Origin of the sequence: Schinkia azotoformans LMG 9581, assembly GCF_000307855.1 — a bacterium.
GTDB classification, from domain to species: Bacteria; Bacillota; Bacilli; order Bacillales; family Bacillaceae_J; genus Schinkia; species Schinkia azotoformans.
In genome coordinates this window covers 128,511-153,655 of record NZ_AJLR01000148.1, presented here as the reverse complement: position 1 = coordinate 153,655, position 25,145 = coordinate 128,511, and the positions used below count along the sequence as shown (strand labels likewise).

Below are 25,145 nucleotides of genomic sequence, written 5' to 3'. Positions count from 1 at the left end.
GAGCCCATCGACTGAGATAAAGGAAACACGAAGAACGAATGTGAGTCGATGTTGACTTATCGTAGGGAGGTGGGCGAAGTTTACTAGTCGCTGGGCGCTGGAGCTAGACAGTGAAACAAAGGTCGTTAGCGATGTAGCTAACGACCTTTTCTTACGCTTTCTTATTTTGAAATTTTGGTTGAAGTTTTTTTCTTTTTTTATCTCGGTAAAAAATAAAACCAGCTACAAATATTAATCCTAACAAAAATAAAAGCAGTCCGATTAAAAATTGCAGCCATAAAAATGGTATATGGAATTGTTCAATACCAAAGAGCGTATCCCGCATTAGCTTAAAGCCTAATACTGCAAGAAATCCAGGTATTGCTACTACTAATAAAGCAATCAGTCGGCTCATATCAAATTCCCTTTCAATATCAACTTCATCATGAAATAAGTATAACACGGGATAATAAAAGAATTAAGTTAAAAACCATTGATTTTTTTTCATATATTAGAGATGATAATAACAATGAAGAATTTTGCACGATTATTTCCTAAGGAGTGAAATAAAATGCAAAACCTAAACCAATCCGACGTCCATGCGAAAATGTTGGAGGCGATTATCCAATCATCGGATGAAGCAATCTCCGTCGTTGATGAGCATGGAACTGGAATTATTATCAATCCCGCTTATACCAGATTAACCGGCCTAACACGGGAACAGGTTGTCGGACAGCCGGCAACGGCAGACATTTCAGAGGGAGAAAGTATGCATTTTAAGGTGTTGCAGACAAGGAAGCCTGTTCGGGGCGTTAGGATGAAGGTTGGTCCGAATAGGAGAGATGTGCTTGTCAATGTTGCGCCCATTATTGTTGACGGGATTTTAAAAGGAAGCGTTGGTGTCATCCGCGATGTTTCTGAAATCCAAGCATTAACTGAAGAACTACATAGAGCGAGACAAATCATTCGTACATTGGAAGCGAAATATACGTTTGAAGATATTATTGGCTCTTCAGATGAGATGCATTTTGCAATTGAACAAGCCAAATTAGGTGCCAAAACACCAGCAACAGTCCTGTTAAGAGGGGAATCCGGTACAGGAAAAGAGCTTTTCGCTCACGCTATCCATAATGCAAGCAACCGCAAGTATAACAAATTTATTCGTGTCAATTGCGCAGCCATATCGTTTTCGCTATTGGAAAGTGAATTGTTCGGGTACGAAGAAGGAGCATTTTCAGGTGCAAAACGTGGCGGCAAACGGGGGTTATTTGAGGAAGCGAATAATGGAAGTATTTTTTTGGATGAAATTGGTGAATTATCTACAGAAACTCAAGCGAAACTATTAAGAGTGTTGCAAGAAAATGAAATTGTAAGGGTCGGTGGGACAAAACCGATACCCATTAATGTTCGAGTGATAGCGGCTACGAATGTCAATCTTGAAAAAGGTATGGCCGAAGGTAGAATTCGTGAAGACTTGTATTATCGAATAAATAAGCTTCCGATCCAAATCCCGCCATTGCGCGATCGCAAAGAGGATATTCCGTTATTAAGCTACCATCTTCTAAAAAAAATAAATCAAGACTTTGGGAGAAATGTTGAAGGGTTAACCGATGCTGCCCTTGAGTATTTATCAAGTTATGAATGGCCTGGGAATGTAAGAGAACTCGAGAACATTTTGGGAAGAGCGATTATTAATATGAACTTTAATGAAGTTATCGTTGATGTTCAACATATCCCGCATCTAGAGACAAAAATGCTTGATAAGAAAGAAACGAACTTCCCGATTGAAATTAATTTGGAGCATTCACGGCCACTCTCTGAAATGATAGAAGATTTTGAAGCAAAAGTAATCTATTTCGAATTAAATAAAAATAAGGGGAATAAAACAAAGACTGCAAAAGAATTAGGAATTTCTCTTAGAAACTTATATTACAAAATTGAAAAGTATAAAATTGCATATAATGGCATGCAATAGATTGCATAATTGCAAGTTTTTGCATTGTTTAAAAACTGACAAATAAAGCGCTTTCAATATTCAGTGATTGGCATGTTAATTGCATCTATAAAAATAGAACTGGGATTGGACGCGAAGGTTGTACAGTAGAAGAGAATAACAAAAGGAGGAAATAAAATGGAAATTTTCAATTACATGGAAAAATATGATTATGAGCAATTAGTTTTTTGTCAAGATAAGCAGTCAGGTTTAAAAGCAATCATATGTATTCATGATACGACCCTTGGACCGGCACTGGGTGGGACACGGATGTGGACCTATGAATCAGAGGAAGCGGCTATTGAAGATGCGTTACGCTTAGGGAAAGGGATGACGTATAAAAATGCGGCAGCCGGTTTAAATTTAGGCGGTGGAAAAACGGTCATCATCGGCGACCCAAGAAAAGATAAGAATGAAGCTATGTTTCGGGCATTCGGAAGGTATGTTCAAGGTTTAAATGGAAGATACATCACAGCTGAGGATGTGGGAACAACTGTGGCTGATATGGATTTGATTCATGAAGAAACAGATTATGTAACTGGTATTTCTCCTGCTTTTGGATCATCAGGGAATCCATCACCGGTTACAGCTTATGGTGTTTACCGCGGGATGAAAGCTGCGGCAAAAGAAGCATTTGGAACGGATTCATTGGAGGGAAAAACGATTTCTGTTCAAGGCGTGGGCAGTGTTGCCTATACGCTATGTGAGTACTTAAATAAAGAGGGTGCAAACCTGATTGTTACAGATATCAATAAAGAAGCGGTCCAGCGTGCCGTTCAGGAATTTGGTGCAAAGGCTGTCGACCCAAGCGATATATACAGTGTAGACTGTGATATTTATTCGCCATGTGCGCTTGGTGCAACGATCAACGATACTACAATCCCTCAGTTGAAAGCAAAGGTAATTGCAGGTTCCGCCAATAATCAGTTGAAGGACGAGCGACACGGCGACCGCCTTCACGAGTTAGGGATCGTTTATGCACCAGATTATGTTATAAATGCCGGCGGGGTTATAAATGTAGCAGATGAACTTTATGGATATAACAGAGATCGTGCTATGAAAAAAGTGGAAATGATCTATGATAATATTGCGAAAGTAATAGAAATTTCAAAGCGGGATGGGATTCCAACGTATAAGGCGGCAGATCGACTAGCAGAGGAACGGATCGAAAGAATGCGTCATTCCCGCAGCCAATTTCTACAAAATGGTAAACATATTTTAAGTCGTAGAAAATGATGAACAGCTATATAAGCATGTGTTGGTCAATGGTGCATTGAATATCGAATAGGGGGAGAAATAATGGCGACAGAATATGATCTCGTAATACTTGGCGGTGGAACTGGTGGTTATGTCGCAGCAATTAGAGCTGCACAGCTCGGGTTAAAAACGGCAATTGTTGAAAAAGGAAAACTAGGTGGAACCTGTCTTCATCAAGGGTGTATCCCAAGTAAAGCACTACTCCGAAGTGCAGAAGTGTATGCTACAGCAAAACGTGGTGAAGAATTTGGCGTCATATTATCTGATGTTAAGCTCGACTTTCTAAAAGTACAGGAACGTAAACAAAAAATTATTGATCAACTTGTTCGTGGTATCGAGCACTTAATGAAAAAAGGAAAAATTGACATTTACGAGGGGATTGGTCGAATTCTTGGTCCGTCTATCTTTTCGCCAACTCCAGGTACCATTTCTGTAGAAATGAAGAGTGGTGCAGAAAATGAAATGTTAATCCCTAAAAATGTAATAATAGCAACAGGGTCAAGACCAAGATCCTTGCCAGGTTTAGAAATTGACGGAAAATATGTAATGACCTCTGATGAAGCGCTGGCGATGGAAAACCTACCAAGCTCGATTATCATCGTTGGTGGTGGCGTAATTGGCATTGAGTGGGCTTCCATGCTATCAGATTTTGGCGTAGATGTTACGGTTATAGAATATGCTGACCGTATAATCCCGACTGAGGACCATGAAATTTCGAAAGAAATGCAACGAATTATGAAAAAGAAGAAAATAAAAATCGTGACAGGTGCGAAGGTTTTGCCCGAAACGCTCGTAAAAGAGAATGGCGTAACAATTGCTGCTGAAATTAAAGGCGAGCAAAAAACGTTTTCCGCTGATACAATGTTAGTTTCTGTTGGCCGGCAAGCAAATGTTGAGGATATTGGGTTACAAAACACCTCTATCGAAGTTGAAAAAGGTGCAATTTGTACGAATCCATTTTATCAAACAAAGGAATCTCATATTTACGCGATTGGGGATGTAATCGGTGGTTTACAACTGGCCCATGTTGCCTCACATGAAGGTATAGTAGCGGTTGAGCACCTAACTGGAGAAAAACCAAGCCCGATTGACTATTCATTGATTTCAAAATGTATTTATTCGAATCCGGAAGTTGCGAGCGTGGGCTACACTGAGGATGAGGCTAAGACAAAAGGTTATAATGTTAAAATAGGAAAATTCATGTTTAAAGCGATTGGCAAAGCCCTTGTTTTCGGTGAATCAGACGGTTTTGTAAAATTAGTGGCAGACCGAGATACAGATGATCTTTTAGGTGTTCATATGATCGGTCCGCATGTAACGGATATGATTTCGGAAGCTGGACTCGCTAGAGTTTTAGATGCAACACCATGGGAAATTGCTCATACCATTCATCCGCATCCAACTTTATCAGAAGCAATCGGAGAGGCAGCATTAGCGGTTGATGGAAAGGCAATCCATGGATAGAAAAGCGGAGGCCACACGATTAGCGCCGTTCGGACTGGACTGAGCCGGAGGAGATAAAGGAAACACGTCGAACGAATGTGAGACGATGTTGACTTATCGTACGGAGGTGAAGGAAGTCTCGCTAGGCGCTGGGTGGCCGGAGCTGGACAATAAGAAAAGCGGATGCGCTGGGCGCTGGAGCTAGACTACAATAAATCAATTATAAGGGGGAAACTCATATGGCGGAAAATCGTCATCAATCACTTGGCTTAAGTGACGAAACTGTTTTGGAAATGTTTGCAACGATGGTTTTGGCTCGGAAAATTGATGAACGTATGTGGTTATTAAATCGTGCCGGAAAAATCCCATTTGTTATTTCTTGTCAAGGACAGGAAGCTGCACAAGTTGGAGCTGCCTTTGCGTTGGATAAAAATAAAGATTATGTGCTGCCCTACTATCGGGACATGGGTGTCGTTCTTACATTCGGGATGACAGCAAAGGACATAATGCTTTCTGGATTTGCAAAAGCGGAAGATCCAAACTCAGGGGGACGGCAGATGCCAGGACATTTTGGAATGAAAAAAAATCGAATAGTAACTGGTTCTTCCCCGGTAACGACTCAAGTTCCGCATGCTGTAGGTATCGCTCTTGCAGGAAAGATGGAAGGAAAAGATTTAGTATCGTTTGTTACCTTTGGTGAAGGTTCTTCAAACCAAGGCGATTTTCATGAAGGTGCCAACTTTGCAGGTGTTCATAAACTGCCAGTAATTTTTATGTGTGAAAATAATAAATATGCGATTTCAGTTCCTATTGAAAAACAATTATCTTGTGAAAAAGTATCGGACCGGGCCATTGGCTATGGTATGCCTGGGGAAACAGTTGATGGAAATGATCCGCTTACAGTATACGAAGCTGTTAAACGTGCCGCCGATAGAGCAAGAAGAGGTGAGGGACCTTCCCTGATTGAAACTGTATCATATCGGTTAACGCCACATTCCAGTGATGATGACGATAGAACGTATCGTTCACGAGAAGAGGTTGAGGAATCTAAAAAAAGAGACCCGCTCCTTACTTTTTCTTCTTATTTAAAGGAGATAGGGATTTTATCAGATACGTTAGAGAAAGAGATTATCGAAAATATTCACAGTGTTGTTGATGAAGCGACTGAATATGCAGAAAAAGCTCCATATGCTAATCCGGAAGATGCTTTAAAATACGTATATGGAGAATAGGAGGGGATAATATGGCGATTAAGTCATACATCGAGGCTGTAACGACCGCGCTTTATGAAGAAATGAAACGTGATGAAAAGGTTTTTGTTTTAGGTGAAGACGTAGGGAGAAAAGGCGGCGTTTTTAAGGCAACGATCGGACTTTATGATGAATTTGGTGAAAACAGAGTCATCGATACTCCACTTGCCGAATCTGCGATCGTTGGGGTTGGCGTAGGCGCTGCCATGTACGGACATCGTCCGGTTGCTGAAATCCAATTTGCTGACTTTATTATGCCGGCTGTCAATCAAATCATTTCTGAAGCAGCTAGAATCCGCTATCGCTCTAATAATGATTGGAACTGCCCATTAGTTATACGCGCACCATATGGAGGAGGCGTCCACGGTGCTCTTTATCATTCGCAATCGGTTGAGGCCGTCTTTGCCAATCAACCTGGATTAAAAATTGTGATGCCATCAACACCTTATGATGTGAAGGGCTTATTAAAAGCTGCGATTCGTGATGATGATCCGGTCATCTTTTTTGAACATAAACGTGCATATAGACTTATAAAAGGTGAAGTTCCTGATGAGGATTATGTATTACCGATTGGCAAAGCAGATGTAAAACGTGAAGGCGATGACATTACGGTCATCACCTACGGTTTATGTGTTCACTTCGCTTTACAAGCTGCTGAAAAGCTTGCGAATGAAGGAATATCAGCACAGGTTCTGGATTTACGTACGGTCTATCCTTTAGATAAAGAAGCTATTATTGAATCCGCATCGAAAACAGGAAAAGTGTTATTAGTAACCGAAGACAATAAAGAAGGAAGCATATTAAGTGAAGTTGCAGCCATTATCGCTGAAAATTGCCTGTATGACTTAGATGCACCAATCATGCGCCTTGCTGGTCCGGATGTTCCGGCCATGCCATATGCACCAACAATGGAAAAATTCTTCATGGTTAATCCAGAAAAAGTTGAAAAAGCAATGAGAGAGCTAGCAGAGTATTAACTTTATTCAGCAGGCTGATAGAAGGAGGTTTTTTATGTGGCTTTAGAAAAAATCATAATGCCGCAATTAGGTGAAAGTGTAACCGAGGGTACCATTAGTACTTGGTTAGTTAAACCTGGCGATATTGTAAAAAAATATGACCCACTTGCAGAGGTTCAAACAGATAAAGTAAATGCAGAAATTCCTTCCTCCTTTGCGGGAGTAGTGAAAGAGCTTGTAGCAAGTGAAGGAGATACGCTTTCAGTCGGGGAGATCATCTGTTATATCGATACAGAGGACACTGGAGAAAACGGAGCGAAGATATCTGCAAATCCTCAAAAAATAGTAGATCAACATTTATCACAAACCGATATTACAAATGAGGATCAACCTAACAAATTCCGCTATTCTCCTGCTGTATTAAAAATGTCACAGGAGCATAATATTGATCTTGAACAAGTGAATGGCACCGGTAAGGGTGGTCGCATTACGAGGAAAGATCTTCAGATGATAATTGAATCTGGCAATATACCAAAAGTAGGAGAAGTTCGACCACAACAACCAATATCGGAATCTGTAGAAGTACAATCGACGGCTTTAACAGAACAATTTGCGATGAAGCAAGTAGAAACTGTTTCAGTAGCGCAGGTGCAAACATCAGCTGGAGATATTGAAATCCCGGTTTCAGGAGTAAGAAAGGTCATCGCTTCCAATATGCTGAGGTCGAAACATGAAATCCCACATGCTTGGACAATGGTCGAAGTAGACGTTACGAATCTCGTAGCATTTCGGGATTTAATAAAAGATGATTTTAAGAAAAAAGAAGGTTTCTCATTAACCTATTTTGCGTTCTTCGTGAAAGCTGTTGCATCTGCCCTTAAAGAATATCCTGCCATCAATTCTACTTGGGCTGGCGATAAAATTATCCAAAAGAAAGATATCAATATTTCAATCGCTGTCGCAACAGAGGAAGCTTTATATGTACCCGTAATTAAAAACGCTGATGAAAAGTCAATTAAAGGGATTGCTAGGGAAATAAGTGAGCTGGCTCAAAAGGTGAGAACAGGAAAACTTACCCCTGCTGATATGCAAGGTGGCACTTTCACCGTAAACAATACGGGCTCTTTTGGCTCTGTCCAATCCATGGGGATTATTAATTATCCACAGGCAGCTATTTTGCAAGTAGAATCGATCGTGAAACGCCCAGTTATTATGAATGGTGGAATGTTTGCAGCCCGTGATATGGTAAATCTTTGTATGTCCCTTGATCACCGCGTCTTAGACGGCCTTGTATGTGGACGTTTCCTTGCAAGAGTAAAGGAAATACTAGAAAACAGCTCTAAAGAAAATATATCGGTTTATTAAATACAAAAAGTCGTGGACATTCCACGACTTTTTGTATTCCAACAATACTTTGGAAAAAATCACTAACAATCATAGTGTAATTTTGATATCATTAATCCGAAAAAAGCAACGATAGCGTTAATACAAATGATTATATATCCTTACTTCTATGATAAAATATTCATTAAATAATAGCATCAAAATGGGAGGAAGCCGTATGGTAAGGTGGTTTTGGAAAGAGAATCGAAAGTCTTCTCCTGAATTGGAAGCCATTCAGCAATTAAAAGAACAAAATAGCATTTTTGAAGAACAATATAAAATATTGAGTGAGCAAGTAACCAAATTAAGCCGCTTGCAGTATAAAACAAGCAAAGATATTCAAGAAAAAATAGATGGATTGCATGAGACTATTGGATTCATTATTAAAAAGCAGGAAGATGACAACGAAGATCAAGAGCGGCGCATTTTTCAAATGGAAGCAAAAACAAACGAGATCTTGCAATCACTCATTCACTGGTTAGATGATCTTGATATGCTATGTACACGTTTGACAGGCGAGGAACAGGAAGCATGGAGTAGGATATTGAGGCAGTGGAGCGTGGATATCCTGGCTCAATTAAAAGGCTTAGGTATTCATGAGTTGCAAGTGCTTGGCACCAGCTTTGACCCAACCTTGGCAGAAGCTATGGCAACAATACCCAAAAAAGAAGCTACAATGAAATACAATGGCATATCAACATTAGAATTGACCCCTTATCAGATTGTTGAAGTGCTGCAAAGAGGATTTAAATGGGAAAATGGCAGCTTGTTGCGAAAAGCGCAAGTCATTACTTTAGAAAAGGATGATTCTTTTGACAAATAATAATTTTCGACCGATTGTTGGCATTGATCTTGGTACGACCAATTCTGCTATCGCCTATATACATAATGGAAAACCAGCAATTATTGAATCACCAGAAGGGAAAAGGATTGTTCCTTCGGTTGTTCTCATTGATCTTAAGGGAAATGTTATTGTTGGTGAAGATGCCCGAGCGGGACTTGTGGCTATGCCGGATCGTTCCATTGCCGCAGTCAAACGACAAATGGGATCGGATACACCAATTTCAATTGCGGGACAAGCTCTGCTTCCCCAAGAAGTATCGGCCCTTATTATAAAAGAATTGAAAAGAAATGTTGATGCGCTATACGGTGAAGGCGAGAAGGAAGCGGTGATTACGGTTCCGGCCTATTTTACAGATGAACAACGCCGAGCAACGAAGGAAGCTGGTGAGCTCGCCGGTTTTGTGGTCGAACGGATTATTAATGAACCTACTGCGGCAGCGCTTGCCTTTGGACTTGACCATACGAATGAGGATGGGGTTTACCTTGTTTACGATCTAGGTGGCGGAACCTTTGATGTGTCTATTATTGAGATGATGAATGGATTGCTTGAGGTTAAAGCATCAACTGGCAACCGCCAGTTAGGTGGGGAAGATTTCGATTGGAGAATCGTTGATTTTTTAGCTGAAAAAATAATAAGCAATGCAGGTGTCGACCCTCGTGAAGATATTCGAGCAAAGGCATTGTTAAAAGATGAAGCGGAAAAAATTAAAATACAATTAAGTGAAAATACTTCTGTCGCAGTTGAACTGCCATTAGTAACAGTTAAGGATAATAAACCAGTCGGTATTTCAACGGAGATTACACGTGAGCAATTTATTGCTTTAATTGATAATCAACTACAAGAAACAATCGAAAGTATATCTGCCGTTTTAAAAGATGCTGGGTCTAGTCCACAGGAAATTGACGAAATTCTATTGGTGGGCGGCTCCACAAGAATTCCTAGGGTGGCTGAGTTAATAAGGAATTTATTTGGTAAAGAGCCAAGAACAGATGTACATCCAGATGAAGCAGTTGCGTTAGGTGCTGCCGTTCAAGCGGGCTTAAAATCAGGTGCCTTATCGGAAAGTGGGCTTGTTGCTACTGATGTGGCCCCATTTTCAATGGGGATTGCTGTATTAAAAGAGTGGAAAGGCCTTACTCAACGTCCGGGAGGTTTTGCTCCGATTATTCCTAGAAATACGACGATCCCTGTTACAAGGACGGAAAAATTCGGTACATCAGCACCAGGGCAAACAGTGGTATCAATTGAAATTTATCAAGGTGAACATGAGTGGGTCAAACATAATCATCGGTTGGGTGAGTTTTTGCTGGAAGGAATACCAGAGAATTTCAATAAGCAAGAAGAGGTTGACGTGACGTTTCGCTATAATTTGAATGGAATTCTTGAGGTGTCTGCGAAATGTGTATCGACAGGCAAGGAAATGAGTGTCGTTGTGCAAGATGCATTGCGACGTGATTCAAATGAATCTTTCCAGGAAAGTGTCCAACGCCTCGAAAGTTTATGGAGAACTGCTGATTTAGATGATAATGACGAGAGCGATTATACTGACGAAGATTGGGAAATGATAGATGATTTGTTGGGTGAAGTAGACTTGGATGATAGCGATATTGATGAGGAATTTGAGGATGAAGAGTTGACCCCATCTGTTATTCAAGAAGAAGCAATCCAATTAAGGGAGCGAGCCTTGAACTTATTGGATAAAGTTGATGAAAGCAACCGAAATCAGGTGCGGCTGGTTATTGATTTACTTGATGAAGCTGTTGCTAAAAATGATGTTGAGCAATTGGAGAAAGCAATTGATGAAGCAACTGACGCTTTAATTGATCTTGAATTATAGCCTGTAAGGATGGGAGAATAAATGGATACAATAAAGACGAGAAAGAAAAGACGAAGCAAGCCAAAAGTAGAAAATCATTATAAAGTGTTAGGTCTTCGTTCAAATAGTAGACCTGAAAGAATTAAGGAAAATTATATTAAACTTGTAAAAGAATTTCCGCCAGAACAGCACCCAGAAGAATTTGAACGAATTAGAAGAGCCTATGAAGTACTGCGTGATCCGATTAAACGCCAAGAATATAACTTAATCCGGAAATTTGGGGGCTCACTCGAACAATTAGCAGAAGAAGCTAATGAATATATGCAACAGGAGAACTGGGATAAAGCAGAGGCGTTATTTTTTGATATTCTAAAAGTGGCACCTGATATGATAGGCGCCCACATGGGATTAGCGCAAATATATATTGCGAAAGAGGATTTAAAGAGCTTTGATCAACAAATACAACTTCTGTTTGAGAGTGCAACAACAGAAGAGGAAAAAGCAAGTGTACTTGCAATGAAGGCAAAAATGCTAAATGATATGGATTATTCAGAAGAGGCACTTGATGTATTGAATTTGTTAAGTGAAAAATATCCTAATAATACCGATCCATATAGAATCATTTATATTCAAGTTTATCAAGCGTTGGATCGAGAAGAAGAAGCGATGAAGCTATTTGATTTGGAAATTGCAGCTATAGAGGATGAAGAACCCGATTACATCTTCCTTTTTATCGAATGGATCAATACAATGATCTATTTAGAAAAGTGGCAACTGACTGATAAAGTTCAAAAAAGGGTGCGAAAATTTTTAAAGTCGATTACTGTTGAAGATGATAAACTTATGGTGACAAGCTCGCTTATTAATGAATGTGAAAACTATATAGAAGGCAATCATTTTAGAGCTGCTTCCTTCTATATGGATCTTCTTCGTTTTATGGATCCAAAGCATCCTTTTGTAATTGAGAACAGAGCCAACATACAGGAACTTTCGAGGGTTCAGAAAGAAATCGATCGTTTTTTTGAAGATGGAGAATTATTTCCATTGGTTGCTACTCAAGCAATGACTTGGTTTTATGAAGAAATGGGAAATGAAGAGATCGTTGCATATCATAAAAGTATGATCCCAATTGAAATATGGCATGAGCTTGAACAATTAGATGAGGAATTTGCAGCAGGAATCAAACGGATACAAAAAAAATATCCGCTCATTTATCGCCGTTATAAGAATGACTGGGATAAGTTATTTGCAGATAAAACTTCTAATCTAAACCGGGAAGCACGTAGACGATTAAAGTAAATTTTAAAAAACTCTATTCAAAATGGATAGGGTTTTTTATAGTTAACAAAATATTGGTTGAAAATTTTTTGCTGTCATTTGACATTTTTCTACAAATTATTGCTGAATCACACTATTAGCTAAAGTGCATTATTGTAACATGCGGTCATTTATAATACTATATAATTAGGTTTCGACTTTTTAGAAAATTAAAACAAAGGTTTGTTTAACTTTTTTAGGAAAGGGGTGGAGGAATCTCCGCAAGGGGATGAACTTTATGAAAACAGAAAAAGAGTCAAAGTTTGATTTAAAGAAGTTTTGCGAATTTCCTTTTCCTGATGTTCAGAAATGGAAGGAAACAGCTGAAGAGTCGCTAAAAGGAAAATCATTTGAAACCCTAATGACGAAAACGTATGAAGGCATTGAACTTAAACCATTATACGTACAAAAGGATGTAGAAAATCTCTCCCATGTAAATGATCTGCCAGGCGAAGGCTCATTTGTTAGAGGTGCAGATTATCTCCGAAATTCCGCAAAAGCTTGGGATATCGCCCAAGAAATAACGGGAAGAAGTGCAAAGCAATTCAATAAGGCTATCATCGAAGATCTTAAGCGCGGTCAAACCATGGTAAATTTAGTTGTTGATGAAGCTACAAAAAGAGGATATGACGCAGATGAAGCGGAAGAAGCTTTAGTTGGCTTAAACGGAGTACCTGTTGCTTCCATTAACGATCTTCGTGACGCATTGGCAAACATTGACCTAGAAGAGCACCGCTTGTTCATGCAAACGGGCATCAGCACACTTCCGTTATATGCAAGCCTCGTTGCATATGCAAAGGACCAAAATATTAACATTAAAGATTTAGTCGCCTTTATCGGATTAGATCCTATTGGAACTGTTGTTGCTTCTGGGAAATCTAAGCTAGGTATAAAAAGACTCTATAATACAATGGCACAGTTAGCAAAATGGTCCAATCAGAATTCTCCAAACGTTAAAACGATTTATATTCAAGCTGAGCTTTACCACAATGCAGGCGGAAGTGCGACAGAAGAATTGGCGTTTGCACTGGCAACAGGGGTTGAATATATAAATGAAATGCTTGATCGTGGATTAGAAATAGATGGGATTGCTAACCAAGTGTATTTTTCATTTGCTGTTGGCTCCAATGTATTTATGGAAATTGCGAAGCTTCGTGCAGCTAGAATGTTATGGTCTAAAATTGTGGAGAGCTTTGGTGGTTCTAAACAAGCGCAAAAAATGTATATTCATGTCCGTTCCTCAAACTGGACAAAAACGGTCTATGACCCATATGTGAATATGCTTAGAACAACAACAGAGGCATTTGCCGGTGCCGTTGGTGGAGCGAATAGTATGCATGTTTCTCCATTTGATGAGGCTATTAGACCAGATGACACATTCTCACGTCGTATCGCACGAAATACACAAATCATTCTTCAAGAAGAATCATTATTGAACCAAATTGTGGACCCTGCTGGCGGTTCTTGGTATGTTGAGTCATTAACAGATGCAGTAGCTAGTAAGGCATGGGAACTGTTCCAAGAGGTTGAAAAGAACGGCGGAATGTACGAATCATTAAAAGCGGGATTGATTCAACAAAAAGTAACTGCTACAGCAAAACAAAAGAAAAATAATATTGAATATCGTAAAGATCGGATTGTTGGAACAAATATGTATCCAAATTTGGATGAGAAACCATTACAAATTAGAGAAGCGATAGAAGGTTTCAAGGCACCTCTGATTGAAAGAATTAAAGCTAAAAAAGCAGCTAAACGTGAAGACGTAATTAAAGCCCTTGAAGAAGTAAAAGTAGCTGTGACAAATGACGGACAGTTGGTTCCGGCATTTATCAATGCGGCAGCAATGGGCGCAACGATTGGTGAAATGATCGATCAATTAGCCGAAAATTGTAAAGGTGCAGAACTTGAGAAATTAACGTTCCAACGTGGTGCTGAAGGCTTTGAACAATTAAGACAGGCTTCAGAAAGCTATAAAGAAAAAAATGGACAATATCCAAAGATTTTCTTTGCTAATCTTGGATCTATTCCAAAACATAAAGCACGCGCTGATTTTTCAGCTGGATTCTTTGCCGCTGGAGGATTTGAGTCTGTAACAACATCTGGATTTGCATCAAGTGAAGAGGCTGTTAAAGCCGCCTTGGAATCCGGAATTGATATCGTTACAATTTGTGGTACGGACGAGCAATATGAAGAATTTGTACCAGCGATTGCAAAAGAGTTGAAAAATAATAATAAAGATATTTATATTTTAGTAGCTGGAAAACCATCGCCAGAGCTTGAGAGCCAATATGTTGAGGCTGGTGTTGATGAGTTTATCCATGTTAAATCAAATTGCTATCAAACTCTTGCCAGACTTCAAGAGCGTAAGGGGGTAAACTAATATGAGCAAAAGATTAGATTTTACTCAGATTTCCTATCAATCAAAACAATCTCAGGTTGATTCAGAACAATGGAAAAAACAAGTGGAAACGACAATTGACGGCTCTTTCGAAGATCTGCTTTTTACAACAAATGAACAAATCAAAGTGAAACCGATGTATTCGAAGGAAGATATTGTTGATAACGATTATATGGATTACATGCCTGGTATTCCCCCATACTTGAGGGGCCCATATCCAACGATGTATGTTGCTCGTCCTTGGACAGTGCGCCAATATGCCGGATTTTCAACAGCCGAAGAAAGTAATGCCTTTTACCGCCGGAATTTAGCAGCAGGACAAAAGGGACTTTCAGTAGCCTTTGACTTAGCGACCCACCGTGGTTATGATTCCGACCATCCGCGTGTAGTTGGAGATGTAGGAAAAGCAGGGGTTGCCATTGATTCTATTTTGGATATGAAAATACTGTTTGATGGAATTCCGCTCGATCAAATGTCAGTTTCAATGACAATGAATGGTGCTGTTTTACCGATCATGGCATTCTACATTGTAACTGCTGAAGAACAAGGGGTAAAACCAGAACAGCTTTCTGGAACAATTCAGAATGATATATTAAAAGAATATATGGTGCGTAATACTTATATTTATCCACCGGATATGTCTATGAAGATTATTGCAGATATTTTTGAGTATACATCCCAGTACATGCCTAAATTCAACTCTATTAGTATATCGGGATACCATATGCAAGAAGCTGGTGCTCCGGCTGATATTGAGCTTGCCTATACACTCGCTGACGGTGTCGAATATGTTCGCACAGGATTAAAAGCGGGTATTGATGTTGATAAGTTTGCACCGCGCCTATCTTTCTTCTGGGCTATTGGCATGAATTATTTCATGGAAGTTGCGAAGATGAGAGCTGGTCGTTTAATTTGGGCTAAATTAATGAAGCAATTCAATCCGAAAAATCAAAAATCTTTAGCCTTGCGTACACATTCGCAAACATCTGGTTGGAGCTTAACAGAGCAGGATCCATTTAATAACGTAACTCGTACTTGCGTGGAAGCAATGGCAGCAGCACTTGGTCATACGCAATCCTTGCATACGAATGCATTGGATGAAGCGATAGCCTTGCCAACAGATTTTTCAGCACGTATTGCTCGTAATACACAGCTATATTTACAAGACGAAACAGGAATATGTAATGTCATTGACCCTTGGGCTGGTTCCTACTATGTGGAATATTTGACCGGAAAACTAGTGGAGCGCGCATGGAATCATATTGAGGAAGTTGAAAAGTTAGGTGGAATGGCGAAAGCGATTGAAACTGGGCTTCCAAAAATGAGAATAGAAGAAGCTGCAGCCCGTCGTCAAGCCCGGATTGATTCAGGAGTAGAGTCCATTATTGGTGTCAATAAATACCGTCTAGATAAAGAAGAGCCAATTGATATTTTAGAGGTTGATAATACAGCTGTTCGCGAACAGCAGCTTGAAAGATTAAAACAACTTCGTGAGAATCGTGATGAAGCAAAAGTACAAGCAGCACTGGAAGCATTGACGAAAGCAGCAGAAACAGGTGAGGGAAATTTATTAGCGTTATCTGTTGAGGCAGCACGCGTCCGTGCCTCTTTAGGAGAAATTTCTGATGCAATTGAAAAGGTATCAGGTCGCCATAAAGCTGTCATTCGTTCTATAAGTGGTGTGTATTCAACTGAATTCAGTGATGAAGAAGCCATCAATAATGTAAAAGAGATGACAGATGATTTTGCAGAAAGAGAAGGCAGACGCCCACGTATTATGGTTGCGAAAATGGGACAGGATGGACATGACCGCGGAGCAAAGGTTGTCGCAACAGCATTTGCCGATTTAGGATTTGACGTCGATGTTGGTCCGCTATTCCAAACACCAGAGGAAACAGCACAGCAAGCAGTTGAAAATGACGTTCATGTTATTGGAATGAGTTCCCTTGCTGCAGGTCATAAAACATTGCTTCCTCAATTAATGGCTGAGCTAAAACGTTTAGGTCGTGAAGACATTATCGTTGTTTGTGGTGGAGTAATTCCTGCTCAAGATTATGAATATTTGTATGAGCAAGGGGCAACTGCCATCTTTGGACCGGGTACGGTTATTCCTGTATCCGCGCAAAAGGTAATGGAAGAAATCAATCGCCGTATTATTGAGTCCGAGGATGTGTTTTAATTTATGACGGAGGATATCCAAGAAAACAGACCAGAATGGGTGCCTGAAAATGCAACAAAAGGCTTTACTACGAAGGTTATGAAGGGTGTGCAAGGTGGTCATGACGGCTTTAGTACGAGTGATTCGAAACCACAAACACAGCCGGAGACACCAGTAAAACGTGGTCTGTCTCTTGATGAAGTTGTAAATGGAATTCTAAATAATGATCGCCCAATTCTGGCTCGAGCAATCACACTTGTGGAAAGCAACGCATATAAACATATCGAAAAGGCGCAACAAATTCTTAACTGCATACTCCCATATACAGGTAAGGCGCTAAGAATTGGTATTACAGGGGTTCCAGGTGCTGGTAAAAGTACGTTTATTGAAGCACTTGGCTGCTATCTATGCGATCTCGGATTACGTGTTGCTGTCTTGGCGGTAGATCCCTCAAGCAGTATCACTGGCGGTAGCGTCCTTGGTGATAAAACGCGAATGGAAAAGCTAACCCGAGAGAAAAATGCCTTTATTCGTCCATCTCCATCAGGCGGGACACTTGGTGGTGTAAACCGAAAAACAAGAGAAACGATGCTTTTATGTGAGGCTGCAGGGTATGATGTTATTTTAATTGAAACAATCGGAGTTGGCCAAAGTGAAGTTGTTGTCCGTTCAATGGTTGATATGTTTGCCTTAATTGTATTAACCGGTGCAGGTGATGAGCTTCAAGGTATGAAAAAAGGTGTTATGGAACTTGCTGATATTATCATCGTAAATAAAGCGGATGGTGATAATGAGCAGAAAGCGTTCATTGCCCAAAAAGAGTACAATCAAATCCTGCATTACCTCAGACCGGCGACAGAGGGCTGGGAAACGAAAGCCTTCACTTGTTCAGGTTATTATGGAAGGGGTATTGATACGATTTGGGAGGAGATGAAAAACTTCCAAAAAACGGTCCAAGCTTCCGGTGTCTTAGAAAAAAGAAGACAATCACAAGTTAGAGATTGGATCTATGCCATGATCAAAGACCAGCTTGAACAGAAGTTCTTTAACCATCCTGAAGTGAAAAAAGTGTTACCGGAAACCGAGCAAGCAGTCATCACTGGCCAACAACCTGTTACGCAAGCCGTAAAATATTTATTTGATCAATACGAGCAATAGTTTAGTTGAAAAATAAAAAGGTGGTTAGATGCTTACAAAGCACTCACCACCTTTTTTAGACAAAAAAGAAGGTGAGTGATGGGGGTAACTCACCTTCAAATCTAGGGAGTCTAGGGGTATGGGGCCTAGATTTATTATTATAGTACCCAGACAATTACGAAATAAACATTGAAAATGACGTTTATTTTTAAAGTGTATTAAAGTTGCTTCTAACCCTTTAAATTGCTACTATTATTTTATACTTATAGTATAAGAAATACATCGACATTTGCCATTGTGGGCAAATATCGTGTTTTTCTAATAACTTGGAAAAAGGTAGGAGTGAAATAGATGAATATGAGTTATGATATGTTCATGAATGACATTGTAAACAATGCCAGAAAGGAAGCAGTTGCTGCCGGCTTCACGGAAGCAAAGACGCCAGCGGAAGTAGAAGAAGCTTTCAAACAATCTGGTACAACGTTAGTTTTAGTTAATTCAGTTTGTGGTTGTGCGGGTGGTTTAGCACGTCCAGCTGCAGCGCATGCGATCCATTATGATAAAGTACCTGATCATATGATTACGGTATTTGCAGGCCAGGACAAAGAAGCAACGGAAAAAGCACGTGAGTATTTTGAAGGGTACCCACCATCCTCCCCTTCATTCGCGTTAATGAAGGATGGTAAATGTGTCGCAATGCTAGAACGCCATGAAATCGAAGGCTCAGAGCCAGTGGAAGTTGTACAAAAACTCCAAGGAATTTTTGAAAAACATTGTGAAGAAATTTAAAAATTGGATGAGGGGAGGACCAATACGGTCTTCCTTTTGTTAATTATTCCGAAATATTTTTATTTTGAAATTATTTAAAAACCTATTGATTCCCACGAGAAACATGATAAAATTCAATTTAACGTATAAATATTAACCCAAATTCATATTTATTAACCTTTAAACAACGTGAATTACATTATAAATTAAAAGGAGGAAGTTATTTTGAAAAAATTATTTAGTTATGCTTTAATGTCACTTTTATTAATTGGACTGTTGGCTGCTTGTGGACAAGGTGGCAGTAAAGATACTGAACAAACAGCGGATAACACAGGTAGCGATGTAGCAGAAAAGAAAATACTTAAAATGGGAACATCAGCAGATTTTCCCCCATTTGAATTTGTAGATACAGCTAAAGGCGAGGATATTATCGGCTTTGATATCGACTTAGCAAATGCCATCACTGAAAAACTTGGATATGAAATCGAAATTCAAGACATGGATTTTGCTGGATTAATTGAGGCACTAAAATCTAACCGTGTTGATATTGTATTATCAGGTATGTCTGCAACGGATGAACGTAAAGAGAGCGTTGATTTTTCTGATATTTATTATTCAGCTGACCAAATGATCGTATTTAAAAAAGACGCACCACTTACATCTGTTGAGGAATTAGCAGGAAAAACGGTTGGTGTTCAAACAGCCTCAATTCAAGAAGACAAAGCAAAAGAAATTAAAGAAACTACCGATATTAAAATTGATAGCAGAAACCGTGTTCCTGAGATTGTCCAAGAGTTAAAAGCTGGTCGTTTTGACGCAGTGATCCTAGAAGATGCTATTGCTAAAGGATATTTAGACAAAAATCAAGACTTAGCAGGCTTTACGCTTGAAGGTGACGAAGAAAATGGTTTTGCAATTGCATTTCCAAAAGGAAAGGACGAGCTTGTAGCTGAATTTAACAAAGTAATTGCTGAAATGAAAGAAAATGGGGAACTTGAGCAACTTGCTGTTAAATGGTTCGGTGGAGAACAATAATAATTTTAGTAAATAATAGAAAAAATAAACGAAAGCGGCTAATCAGTGGGTTTGCCGCTTTTCTTGTGAAAAAGAAATGAGGTGTCATTAGTTTGGATTTTGGACCAATTATGCCATCCGTCCCTTATATTGTAAAAGGGATCGGGGTCACTATACAAATTGTTGCTGTTTCGATAGCTTTAGGATTTGTTCTAGGAATTATCTTAAGTCTATTTAAAATTTCAAGAATTGGCATCCTCCAATGGTTTGGAGATGCTTATACATCTGTATTTAGAGGCACACCGTTAATTTTACAGCTATTTATCATTTACTATGGTTTACCGCAATTAATCGACTATCAAATTTCTTCTTTTTTAGCTGCTGTTTTAGCGTTCGGGTTTAATTCGGGGGCCTATGTTTCGGAAATTATCCGTGCCGGTATTGAAGCGGTTGATAAAGGACAACGGGAAGCAGCAATGGCACTTGGTGTTCCGTATGGACAAATGATGAAGGATATCATTTTACCGCAAGCGATGAAAAATATACTCCCTGCGTTAATGAATGAATTTATCACCTTAACAAAGGAGTCTGCTCTTGTCTCTGTTATTGGAGTAACAGATATTATGCGCCGCTCTTATATTGTTGGTGGTGATCACTACTCATTTTTACCGCCAATGCTAATTGCAGGTGTTATTTATTATATAATGGTTATGGGTTTAACTCTTCTTGGTAAAAAGTTTGAGAGGAGAATGAAGCGTAGTGATTAAAGTAGAAAATTTGCACAAAACATTCGGTAAATTAGACGTCTTAAAAGGAATTTCAACTACCATTGATGATGGTGCGGTTGTAGCAATTATCGGTCCGTCTGGTTCGGGAAAATCGACTTTTTTAAGATGCTTAAATAAATTAGAAAACCCAACTAAAGGGAAAATTTGGATAGATGATGATGAAATAACAAATCCAAAAACAAATATTATGAAGGTCAGACAAAAAATCGGAATGGTTTTTCAACACTTTCATCTATTTCCGCATATGACTGTGCTGGGAAACTTAACATATTCTCCAATGAAGGTAAAAGGATTATCAAAGGAAGAAGCGGAGAAGAAAGCAAAGGAATTACTTGATAAAGTAGGGTTACTCGCGAAGGCTGATGAATATCCAAACCGCTTATCAGGTGGTCAAAAGCAGCGTGTCGCGATTGCAAGGGCTTTAGCAATGGAGCCGGATGCGATGTTATTTGATGAACCGACATCAGCCCTTGACCCTGAGATGGTTAAAGAGGTTCTGGACGTTATGAAGACCTTAGCCCATACGGGGATGACAATGGCGATTGTTACCCATGAAATGGGCTTTGCAAAAGAAGTAGCCGATCGGGTTTTATTTTTAGATGATGGTGTTCTTGTTGAGGATGCACCACCACAGGAGTTTTTCTCCAATCCAAAATCCGAGCGTGCAAAAGCATTTTTAGATAAAATTCTATAAAAAATTGAAGAAATTTGAAAAAGAGGCGATTCGATTCACCTCTTTTTCGTTTATAATGGAATGGGCTTAACTAATAGTAAAAGGAGAACCTTTATGTTTAAAATTGGTTCCAGAACGTTAAAAACAGCAATTGGTGTCGTCATTGCGGTTTCTATTGCTAAATTTTTAGGATTACATAACTACGCCTCGGCTGGAATATTGACGATGCTATGTATTCAAACAACGAAAAAAAAGTCGGTTAAAACAGCCTGGGCGAGATTTGTTGCGGCTCTGATCGGTATCGGATTTTCCTTTGTATTTTTTGAAGGAATTGGCTATTATCCTATCGTCATTGGATTATTATTATTACTCTTTATCCCAACCACAGTCCGTTTAAATGTGAAAGAAGGTATCGTAACAAGTTCCGTTATTATTCTTCAGTTTTATATGCTTAAAGAAATGACTTGGGGAACGATTGCGAACGGTATTATAACTATCATTATTGGTATCGGTGTTGCGTTAATTATGAACCTCTATATGCCCAGTAATGAAGATAAACTCCTTCAACTTCAAAAACAATTGGAAGGGAAATATAAGAAAATCCTTAAGGAAATATCGATTTATTTAAAAGAAGGAGACCACCTTTGGGATGGGAAAGAAATTACGGAATCCTATAAAATAATTGAAGAGGCTAAAGCTTATGCTGTCATACATATTGAGAACCGCTTCCTTGGATATGATGATGCCTACTTCAATTATTTTAAAATGAGGGAAAAGCAATTCGAAGTAATTGAAAGAATGCTGCCGCTTGTCACATCATTAAAAATCTCAATGGTTCATTCAAAAATGATAGCTGATTTAATTGACGAAATAGCAGATGCTGTGTCTTCGAACAATACGGCCATTGTTTTTTTAGCGAAATTAGAAGACCTGCAAAGAACGTTTAGAGATATGGAGCTGCCCAAAACACGTGAGGAATTTGAAATTCGTGCTTCACTACTAAACTTTTTATGGGAGCTTGAAAAATATTTAAATATTAAAAGATATTATCGGGACAGCGATGTATGAAAACAATCGTGAGGCAGAAACTATACTCAAAAACAGTTTGAGGATGAAATCCTATGCTTTCAAATTTGCTTGTTTTTATTTTACTACTGTCTCCATTATGGCCGATAGGTGAAAATCCAATTGTTGGCGATCCTTTTCTAATCGTTAATAAAAAAATAAATGAATTAGCCTATATCAACGAAGGTCAAATCCAAAAAATTTATAAAATAGCAACTGGAAAAGAAGCTGATCTTACACCAGTAGGGAAATTTACGGTAACAGTTAAAGCTGTGAATCCGTATTATCGAAAGAAAGATATTCCGGGTGGTGCAAAAGAAAATCCACTTGGAACAAGATGGATTGGTTTTGACGCGGAAAATACAGATGGGAGAACATACGGGGTTCACGGTAATAATAATCCCGATTCGATAGGTCGCTATATCACGCAAGGCTGTATTCGACTGTACAATGAAGAGGTGGAGGAGCTATTTACTCATATACCGATAGGGACCCAAATTGTAATTGTATCGTCTGATTTAACTTTTAAGAAACTTGGGCAGGAGTACGGGGCCATTCCAAGGGAACACCCTCACGACTTAAAATATTTTCTACAATGAAGGGCTGCCACCTTTTAGGTGCAGCCCTTTTCGTTATTAAAATAAAAAACTAATTCCAGCGAATAGAGTTGTTAATAACATAGTAAACAGCATTAAATAAACCATTAGCTTCATCATTTTACGATTCATTAAAAAGCCCCCTATATCCGTATAAGCAATTATAAAATTATTGTACCCTTTATCTATAGTTTGGGACAAGGGGAAATCCGTTGTCGAATTAGATAAAAAATTGTAAATTCTTAATTTTTTTAGCAGGAATTAAGAGGGCAAAACTCGAAATTATTAAGGTGCGACATTGGCCGTCAAAAAATAAGGAGGAGAAGAAGAAGTGGCTAAAAAAATAGACCATATAGGGATTGCAGTTAAATCATTGGAAGCATCTTTACCACTTTACACAGAACATCTAAAACTTAAACTATTAGGTATTGAAGAGGTTGAATCTGAAGGTGTAAAAGTTGCATTTTTAAAGGTCGGGGAATCAAAAATAGAACTTTTAGAGCCTTTAAATAATGAAAGCCCGATTGCCAAGTTTATTGAGAAAAAGGGAGAAGGTATTCATCATATCGCACTAGGGGTAGATGATATAAAAAATAGAGTGAAAGAAATTAAAGAAAAAGGCTTAAGAATGATCAATGATGAGCCCAAATCTGGTGCTGGTGGCGCACAAATTGCCTTTATGCATCCAAAGTCCACTGGTGGAGTATTATATGAATTATGTGAGAAGCCGCAAAAGGAGGAGCAATAAACGTGGATATTTATGAAAAAATTAATGAATTATATGACCGCCGTCGCGAGGTAGAAATGGGTGGCGGGGATGACCGCATTGAGAAACAGCATGAGAAAGGGAAACTAACGGCCAGAGAGCGCATCGAACTTTTATTAGATAAAGGTACCTTTGTTGAAACAGATCCATTTATTGACCACCGTTGCGTAGACTTCGGGATGGCTGATCAAAAAGGTCCTGGCGAGGGTGTTGTAACTGGTTACGGAAAGGTAAATGGAAGACTTGTATTCGTGTTTTCACAGGATTTCACTGTGTTTGGTGGAGCCTTAGGTGAAATGCATGCAAAGAAAATTTCTAAAATTATGGACCTTGCCGTTCAAAACGGGGCGCCGATCATTGGTCTAAATGATTCAGGTGGTGCGAGAATTCAAGAGGGTGTTCTATCATTGGATGGGTATGGTCACATCTTCTATCGAAACTCCATTTATTCAGGTGTTGTACCGCAAATCTCAGTAATCATGGGACCTTGTGCCGGTGGTGCGGTGTACTCTCCGGCTATTACAGATTTTGTATTCATGGTTGATAAAACGAGTCAAATGTTTATCACTGGGCCTAAGGTAATTGAAACAGTTACTGGTGAGCAAATTTCAGCTGAAGACCTTGGCGGTGCTAAAGTTCATAATACTATTAGTGGTAATGCTCATTTTCACGCTGAAAGTGAGGAGCAAGTGTTAAATGATGTACGACGCTTGTTGAGCTATTTACCACAAAGTAATGAAGAAAAACCACCGATCACAGAATACAAAAATGAAGAAGACTATCGTCCTGATTTAACGGAAGCGATCCCGTTTGATGCTGTTCGCCCGTATGATGTAAGGGTGGTAATTGATCAAGTCGTTGATAAAGATTCATTTATGGAAATTCAGGCTGGCTTTGCTAAAAACGTTGTAATCGGTTTAGCACGAATAAAAGGTGAGGTTGTCGGATTAATATGTAATCAGCCAAAGGTCATGGCCGGTGGCTTAGATATCGATTCTTCCGATAAAGCAGCCCGTTTTATTCGATTCTGTGATTCCTTCAATATTCCGATCATTACGTTTGAGGATGTAACAGGCTTCTTCCCAGGAATTAAGCAGGAACATGGTGGTATCATTCGTCATGGTGCGAAAATTCTTTATGCATACTCAGAAGCGACAGTACCTAAGCTTACAGTCATTTTACGTAAAGCCTATGGTGGTGCCTATGTGGCTTTAAACAGTAAATCGATTGGTGCAGATATCGTCTATGCATGGCCGAATGCTGAAATCGCCGTTATGGGACCTCAAGGTGCAGCGAACATTATCTTTGCCCGGGAAATTAATGAAAGTGAAGATCCAGAAGCAAAACGCCAAGAAAAAATCAATGAATACCGCGATAAATTCGCAAATCCTTACGTAGCAGCATCCCGTGGTATGGTTGACGATGTAATCGATCCGCGTGAAACAAGGATTAAACTGATCCAAGCGCTCGAAATGCTTCGCAATAAAAAGGATACAAGACCTAAGAAAAAACACGGAAATATTCCGTTGTAAATAGAAAAGCGG

The 25,145-nt window shown here is 39.2% G+C and carries 21 protein-coding genes and 1 pseudogene; 20 read left to right on the top strand and 2 right to left on the bottom strand.

The genetic code is table 11. The features are described 5' to 3' along the window. Positions 1-151 precede the first annotated feature (151 nt). Positions 152-394 carry a DUF2627 domain-containing protein gene (locus BAZO_RS18970; protein WP_003333076.1) on the bottom strand — a complete coding sequence of 81 codons (243 nt, stop codon included), beginning with the start codon at positions 392-394 and terminating at the stop codon, positions 152-154. Positions 395-586: 192 nt separating this feature from the next. Here BAZO_RS18970 and BAZO_RS18965 point away from each other — a divergent pair. From BAZO_RS18965 to BAZO_RS18880, 18 genes and pseudogenes are all read left to right on the top strand, one after another. Next, positions 587-1,954 (top strand): annotated as a pseudogene (locus BAZO_RS18965) (sigma-54 interaction domain-containing protein); the annotation flags it as partial. Between the two features lie 156 nt (positions 1,955-2,110). Continuing rightward, complete coding sequence (gene bcd, locus BAZO_RS18960) at positions 2,111-3,208, top strand: branched-chain amino acid dehydrogenase (RefSeq protein ID WP_003333073.1); 1,098 nt, start codon at positions 2,111-2,113, stop codon at positions 3,206-3,208. 63 nt (positions 3,209-3,271) lie between these two features. Then, positions 3,272-4,693: a dihydrolipoyl dehydrogenase gene (gene lpdA, locus BAZO_RS18955; protein ID WP_003333072.1), complete on the top strand. Its 1,422-nt coding sequence runs from the start codon at positions 3,272-3,274 to the stop codon at positions 4,691-4,693. Between the two features lie 218 nt (positions 4,694-4,911). Next, positions 4,912-5,904, top strand: coding sequence for a thiamine pyrophosphate-dependent dehydrogenase E1 component subunit alpha (locus tag BAZO_RS18950; protein WP_003333071.1), 993 nt, complete (start codon positions 4,912-4,914; stop codon positions 5,902-5,904). 11 nt (positions 5,905-5,915) lie between these two features. Further along, a complete protein-coding gene (locus BAZO_RS18945; protein ID WP_003333070.1) occupies positions 5,916-6,899 on the top strand; it encodes an alpha-ketoacid dehydrogenase subunit beta in 984 nt (327 codons plus the stop codon). Positions 6,900-6,935: 36 nt separating this feature from the next. After that, positions 6,936-8,243: a dihydrolipoamide acetyltransferase family protein gene (locus BAZO_RS18940; RefSeq protein WP_003333069.1), complete on the top strand. Its 1,308-nt coding sequence runs from the start codon at positions 6,936-6,938 to the stop codon at positions 8,241-8,243. Between the two features lie 196 nt (positions 8,244-8,439). Then, complete coding sequence (locus BAZO_RS18935; protein WP_003333068.1) at positions 8,440-9,084, top strand: nucleotide exchange factor GrpE; 645 nt, start codon at positions 8,440-8,442, stop codon at positions 9,082-9,084. Further along, on the top strand, positions 9,074-10,942 hold the full coding sequence (locus BAZO_RS18930) for an Hsp70 family protein (protein WP_003333067.1): 1,869 nt from the start codon (positions 9,074-9,076) through the stop codon (positions 10,940-10,942). The genes BAZO_RS18935 and BAZO_RS18930 overlap by 11 nt, the downstream gene beginning before the upstream one ends. Before the next feature lie 21 nt (positions 10,943-10,963). After that, on the top strand, positions 10,964-12,220 hold the full coding sequence (locus BAZO_RS18925) for a J domain-containing protein (protein WP_003333066.1): 1,257 nt from the start codon (positions 10,964-10,966) through the stop codon (positions 12,218-12,220). A gap of 256 nt (positions 12,221-12,476) precedes the next feature. Next, complete coding sequence (locus BAZO_RS18920; RefSeq protein WP_003333065.1) at positions 12,477-14,618, top strand: methylmalonyl-CoA mutase family protein; 2,142 nt, start codon at positions 12,477-12,479, stop codon at positions 14,616-14,618. Position 14,619: 1 nt separating this feature from the next. Continuing rightward, positions 14,620-16,815 carry a methylmalonyl-CoA mutase gene (scpA, locus tag BAZO_RS18915; RefSeq protein ID WP_003333063.1) on the top strand — a complete coding sequence of 732 codons (2,196 nt, stop codon included), beginning with the start codon at positions 14,620-14,622 and terminating at the stop codon, positions 16,813-16,815. Positions 16,816-16,818: 3 nt separating this feature from the next. Continuing rightward, positions 16,819-17,952, top strand: coding sequence for a methylmalonyl Co-A mutase-associated GTPase MeaB (gene meaB / locus BAZO_RS18910; protein WP_003333062.1), 1,134 nt, complete (start codon positions 16,819-16,821; stop codon positions 17,950-17,952). A 330-nt stretch (positions 17,953-18,282) separates the two neighbouring features. After that, positions 18,283-18,720, top strand: a complete 438-nt coding sequence (locus BAZO_RS18905; protein WP_003333061.1) for a BrxA/BrxB family bacilliredoxin — start codon at positions 18,283-18,285, stop codon at positions 18,718-18,720. 204 nt (positions 18,721-18,924) lie between these two features. Continuing rightward, complete coding sequence (locus BAZO_RS18900; protein WP_003333060.1) at positions 18,925-19,734, top strand: transporter substrate-binding domain-containing protein; 810 nt, start codon at positions 18,925-18,927, stop codon at positions 19,732-19,734. Between the two features lie 86 nt (positions 19,735-19,820). Further along, entirely contained in the window at positions 19,821-20,480 is a 660-nt protein-coding gene (locus BAZO_RS18895; protein ID WP_035196972.1) for an amino acid ABC transporter permease, read from the top strand. Then, positions 20,473-21,195, top strand: coding sequence for an amino acid ABC transporter ATP-binding protein (locus BAZO_RS18890; protein ID WP_003333058.1), 723 nt, complete (start codon positions 20,473-20,475; stop codon positions 21,193-21,195). The genes BAZO_RS18895 and BAZO_RS18890 overlap by 8 nt, the downstream gene beginning before the upstream one ends. 93 nt (positions 21,196-21,288) lie before the next feature. Then, the gene (locus BAZO_RS18885) at positions 21,289-22,242 is read left to right on the top strand and encodes an aromatic acid exporter family protein (protein WP_003333057.1); all 954 of its coding nucleotides are present in this window, start codon (positions 21,289-21,291) and stop codon (positions 22,240-22,242) included. Positions 22,243-22,295: 53 nt separating this feature from the next. Continuing rightward, the gene (locus tag BAZO_RS18880) at positions 22,296-22,838 is read left to right on the top strand and encodes a L,D-transpeptidase (protein WP_003333056.1); all 543 of its coding nucleotides are present in this window, start codon (positions 22,296-22,298) and stop codon (positions 22,836-22,838) included. 36 nt (positions 22,839-22,874) lie between these two features. On the opposite strand, the gene prli42 is transcribed toward BAZO_RS18880, so the two are convergent. After that, positions 22,875-22,967, bottom strand: coding sequence for a stressosome-associated protein Prli42 (gene prli42 / locus BAZO_RS22510; RefSeq protein WP_157382181.1), 93 nt, complete (start codon positions 22,965-22,967; stop codon positions 22,875-22,877). A 199-nt stretch (positions 22,968-23,166) separates the two neighbouring features. Here prli42 and mce point away from each other — a divergent pair, with 199 nt between their 5' ends. Together mce and BAZO_RS18870 are read left to right on the top strand one after the other, a co-directional pair. Then, positions 23,167-23,583 (top strand): methylmalonyl-CoA epimerase, encoded by a 417-nt coding sequence (gene mce, locus BAZO_RS18875; protein ID WP_003333055.1) that lies wholly within the window; start codon positions 23,167-23,169, stop codon positions 23,581-23,583. Positions 23,584-23,585: 2 nt separating this feature from the next. Continuing rightward, positions 23,586-25,133, top strand: coding sequence for an acyl-CoA carboxylase subunit beta (locus tag BAZO_RS18870; protein ID WP_003333054.1), 1,548 nt, complete (start codon positions 23,586-23,588; stop codon positions 25,131-25,133). The last annotated feature ends 12 nt before the right edge of the window (positions 25,134-25,145 follow it).